Below are 4,096 nucleotides of genomic sequence, written 5' to 3'. Positions count from 1 at the left end.
TCAGTGGTTTTCCTTGGCGTGATTGACCGTGTACTTGGGAATTTCCACCGTCAGGTCTTCTCTGGCAATGATGGCCTGGCAGCTCAGGCGCGACTGCGCCTCCAGGCCCCAGGCGCGGTCGAGCAGGTCGTCCTCGCTTTCTTCGATGGCGTTGAGCGAGTCAAAGCCCTTGCGCACTATGCAGTGGCAGGTGGTGCAGGCGCTGCTTTGCTCGCAGGCATGCTCGATTTCAATGCCGTGATCCAGCAGGCCCTCGCATATCGAAGTGCCTGCGGCCACCTCTAGTACCGCGCCTTCGGGCGCGAGGTCGGCATGGGGTAGGACAGTCAGTTTGGGCATAGGTTCTCGTCGCCGCTCAATGCGGCCGCTTGCGTTGCTCGGTCTTCCAGGCGCTTGCGCCTCGGGGGCAATGGAGCGCCGGGACGCTGTCCCCTCTGCAGGGACCGCTCCAGTCCTGGCGCGTTTCCATGCTTGAAAGCCTAAGCCTTGCCAAGGTGACAAGGTCAAGCCCGGCCGGCCTTCCAGGCCACACCTTTGCGCTGCCTCGCCCAATTCCAGCAAACAACGCTTGACCCTCCCAGCGTGGCAAGGCCGATAAACGCAGCAGAAGCTACTTCGGCTCAGCAAATACCAACTGTCGACTGCTGTCGCAAAAGGAAACATGATGGAAGTCAAACGCGCAACCCTGATCACGGCGGCGATGGGCGCAATGCTCGCCGTCGCCGGATGCCAGGAGGCGGCGCCGTCCGCCGCACCCGCCAAACCGCCCACGATTCCCGTGGCCGAGGTGATGGTTCGCCCGGTCACGCCCTTTGTCGAATTCACCGGCTCGCTGACCGCGGTCAAGCGCGTCGAACTGCGCCCGCGGGTCGCGGGCTACATCGAGGGCGTGAGCGTGCCCGAGGGGCAGTATGTGGAAAAGGGCCGGGCGCTGTTTCACATCGATCCGCGGCAATTCCAGGCCACGCTGAATGCCGCGGCGGCGCGCCTGCGCGAGGCGCAGGCAGCCTGGCAGCTCGCCCAGGCGGAACACGCCCGCGCCGAAAAGCTGTTTGCGCAGAAGGTCGTGGCGCGCGATCGGCTGGACACCGCCGCTGCCGCGCTGCATGCGGGCCAGGCCCAGGTCGAGGCCGCCAAGGCGGCGCTCGAGACCGCAAAGCTGGATCTGGGTTTCGCGCGCGTCACGGCGCCCATCAGCGGACGCGTCGGCCAGGCCCTGGTCACCGAAGGCAACTACGTTGCCAGCGGCGTGACGCCTCTGACGACGATTGTCTCGGTCGACCCGCTGCATGTGTATTTCGATGTCGACGAACGCACGTATCTGCGCTCGCTGGCCGCCGGCCGCGCCAGCGCCAGCCCGCAGGCGCCCCAGGCGTCCAAGGTCATGGTGGCCCTGCTCACCGACAAGACCTATTCGCGCCCAGGCCGTGTCGACTATCTGGCCAACACCAGCGATCGCGCGACCGGAACCGTGCGGGTGCGCGCCGTGGTCGCCAACCCCGACGGGCACCTGACGCCCGGCCTGTTTGCCAAGGTCAAGCTGGAGACCGGCGCGCCGCAGGCCAGGGTGCTGATTTCCGATCAATCGATTGGCACCGACCAGGGCAGCCGCTATGTGCTGGTGGTCGGCAAGGACGACAAGACGGAGTACCGCCCCATCGAGCTGGGCGCGGTGGTCGACGGCCTGCGCGTGGTCGAGCAAGGCCTGCAGCCGGGCGAGCGCATCGTCGTCAAGGGGCTGGTGCGCCCCGGCATGCAGATCACCCCGCAGACCGCGGCCATCGACGGCACGCCCGTCGAGGCCACAGCCACCACGGGGGCCGCCCAATGAGCTTTCCACGCTTTTTCATCGACCGGCCGATCTTTGCCATCGTGCTGTCGGTGCTGATGGTGATTGCCGGAGGCGTTGCCTTCTTCCAGTTGCCGCTCAGCGAGTATCCGGCCGTCACCCCGCCCACGGTGCAGGTCACGGCGTCCTACCCGGGCGCCAACCCCAAGGTGATTGCCGAAACGGTGGCCGCGCCGCTGGAGCAGGCGATCACCGGCGTCGAGGGCATGATGTACATGTCGTCGCAATCGGCCACCGACGGCCGCATGGTGCTGACCGTGACCTTCGCCCAGGGAACCAACGCCGACATGGCGCAGATCCAGGTGCAAAACCGCGTCTCGCGCGCGCTGCCGCGCCTGCCCGAGGAAGTCCAGCGCCAGGGCGTGGTCACGCAAAAGACCTCGCCGGACGTGCTGATGGTGGTTCACCTGCTGTCGCCCGACAAGCGCTACGACCCGCTCTACATCTCCAACTACGCCTATCTCCAGGTGCGTGACGAGCTGTCGCGCATTTCGGGCATCAGCGATGTGCTGGTATGGGGCGCGGGCGAATACAGCATGCGGCTGTGGCTGGACCCAGGTCTGATTGCCGCGCGCGGACTGACGGCCGGCGACGTGATTGCCGCCGTGCGCGAGCAGAACGTGCAGGTGGCCGCCGGCTCCGTGGGCCAGGCGCCCAATTCCAGCGCCGCCTTCCAGGTGACGGTGAACACGCTGGGACGGCTGACCGACGAGGCGCAATTCGGCGACATCATCATCCGCACCGGCAACGACGGCCAGGTGACGCGCCTGCGCGATGTCGCCCGCATAGAGATGGGGGCCGACGCCTACGCGCTGCGCAGCCTGCTGGACGGCGAGCCCGCGGTCGCGCTGCAGATCATCCAGAGTCCGGGCGCCAACGCGCTGGACGTCTCGAAGGCGGTGCGCGACACCATGCAGCGGCTAGAAGTCAACTTTCCCGCGGGGCTGAGCTCGCGCATTGCCTACGACCCGACGGTGTTTGTGCGCGCATCGCTGGAATCGGTGGTCACCACGCTGCTGGAGGCCATCGTGCTGGTGGTGATCGTGGTGGTGCTGTTCCTGCGCAACTGGCGCGCCTCGCTGATTCCGCTGATGGCGGTGCCGGTGTCGCTGATAGGCACCTTTGCCGTCATGCACCTGATGGGCTTCTCGCTCAACACCTTGTCGCTGTTTGGTCTGGTGCTTTCCATAGGCATCGTCGTCGACGACGCGATTGTCGTAGTCGAGAACGTCGAGCGCCACATAGAAAATGGCGAGGAGCCCGCGCAGGCCGCCCGGCTTGCCATGGATGAGGTCACGGGCCCCATCATCGCCATCACCTCGGTGCTGGCCGCGGTGTTCATCCCGACCGCCTTCCTCAGCGGGCTGCAAGGTGAGTTCTACCGGCAGTTTGCGCTCACCATCGCCATCTCGACCATTCTCTCGGCCGTCAACTCGCTGACGCTGAGCCCGGCGCTGGCCCGGCTCCTGCTGCGCCCGCGCCAGCACGCCGTCGTGCATGACCCGCGCAGCATGCGCGGGCGCGCCGACCGCCTGCTGCGCACGCTGAGCCGGCCGTTCCAGCGCACTCCCGACGCCTATGGCAGCACGGTGCGCAAGGTGGTGCGCATCAGCGGCCTGGCGCTGCTGGTCTACGCCGGGCTGCTGGCGCTGACCTTCCTGGGCTTCAAGGCCGTGCCGCCGGGCTTCGTTCCCATGCAGGACAAGTATTTCCTGGTGGCGATTGCCCAGCTGCCCAATTCCACATCGCTGGACCGCACCGAGGCCGTGGTCAAGCAGATGTCGAAGATGGCGCTGGACGAGCCCGGCGTGGAAAGCGTCGTCGCGTTCCCGGGACTGTCGATCAACGGCATGGTCAACGTGCCCAATGCCGCGGTGGTCTTCGTGATGCTCGACCCGTTCAAGGACCGCACCACGCCCGACCTGGGCGCGAACGCGATCACCGGCCGGCTGCAGGCGAAATTCTCCAGCATTCCCGATGGCTTCCTGGGCGTGTTCCCGCCGCCGCCGGTGCCAGGACTCGGCGCCACCGGAGGCTTCAAGATGCTGGTCGAGGACCGCGGCGGCGCCGGCCTCGACGCCCTGGTGCGGCATACGCAGATCCTGATGACCAAGGCCACCGAGTCGGGACAGGTCGCGGGGCTGATGACCAGCTTCGACGTCAACGCACCGCAGCTGGACGTGAGCATCGATCGCACCCAGGTCAAGAGCCAGGGTGTGCGCCTGGCGGATGTGTTCGAGTCGCTGC

General features: G+C 66.8%; 3 protein-coding genes. 2 read left to right on the top strand and 1 reads right to left on the bottom strand.

Features of this window, described 5'->3' with window-relative positions:
* Window positions 1-339, bottom strand: a complete 339-nt coding sequence (gene fdx / locus RR928_RS24390) for an ISC system 2Fe-2S type ferredoxin (protein ID WP_332538089.1) — start codon at window positions 337-339, stop codon at window positions 1-3.
* 325 nt (window positions 340-664) lie between these two features.
* Here fdx and RR928_RS24385 point away from each other — a divergent pair, with 325 nt between their 5' ends.
* Both RR928_RS24385 and RR928_RS24380 read left to right on the top strand, forming a co-directional pair.
* Window positions 665-1,831, top strand: a complete 1,167-nt coding sequence (locus RR928_RS24385) for an efflux RND transporter periplasmic adaptor subunit (RefSeq protein ID WP_332684649.1) — start codon at window positions 665-667, stop codon at window positions 1,829-1,831.
* On the top strand, window positions 1,828-4,096 hold a 2,269-nt coding region (locus tag RR928_RS24380), incomplete at its 3' end, for an efflux RND transporter permease subunit (RefSeq protein WP_332684647.1). The genes RR928_RS24385 and RR928_RS24380, both read left to right, overlap by 4 nt.

This window comes from Comamonas sp. (assembly GCF_036666375.1).
GTDB lineage: Bacteria > Pseudomonadota > Gammaproteobacteria > Burkholderiales > Burkholderiaceae_C > Comamonas.
The sequence above is the reverse complement of the archived record's forward strand: the minus strand, read 5'-3'. Positions and strand labels throughout refer to the sequence as shown.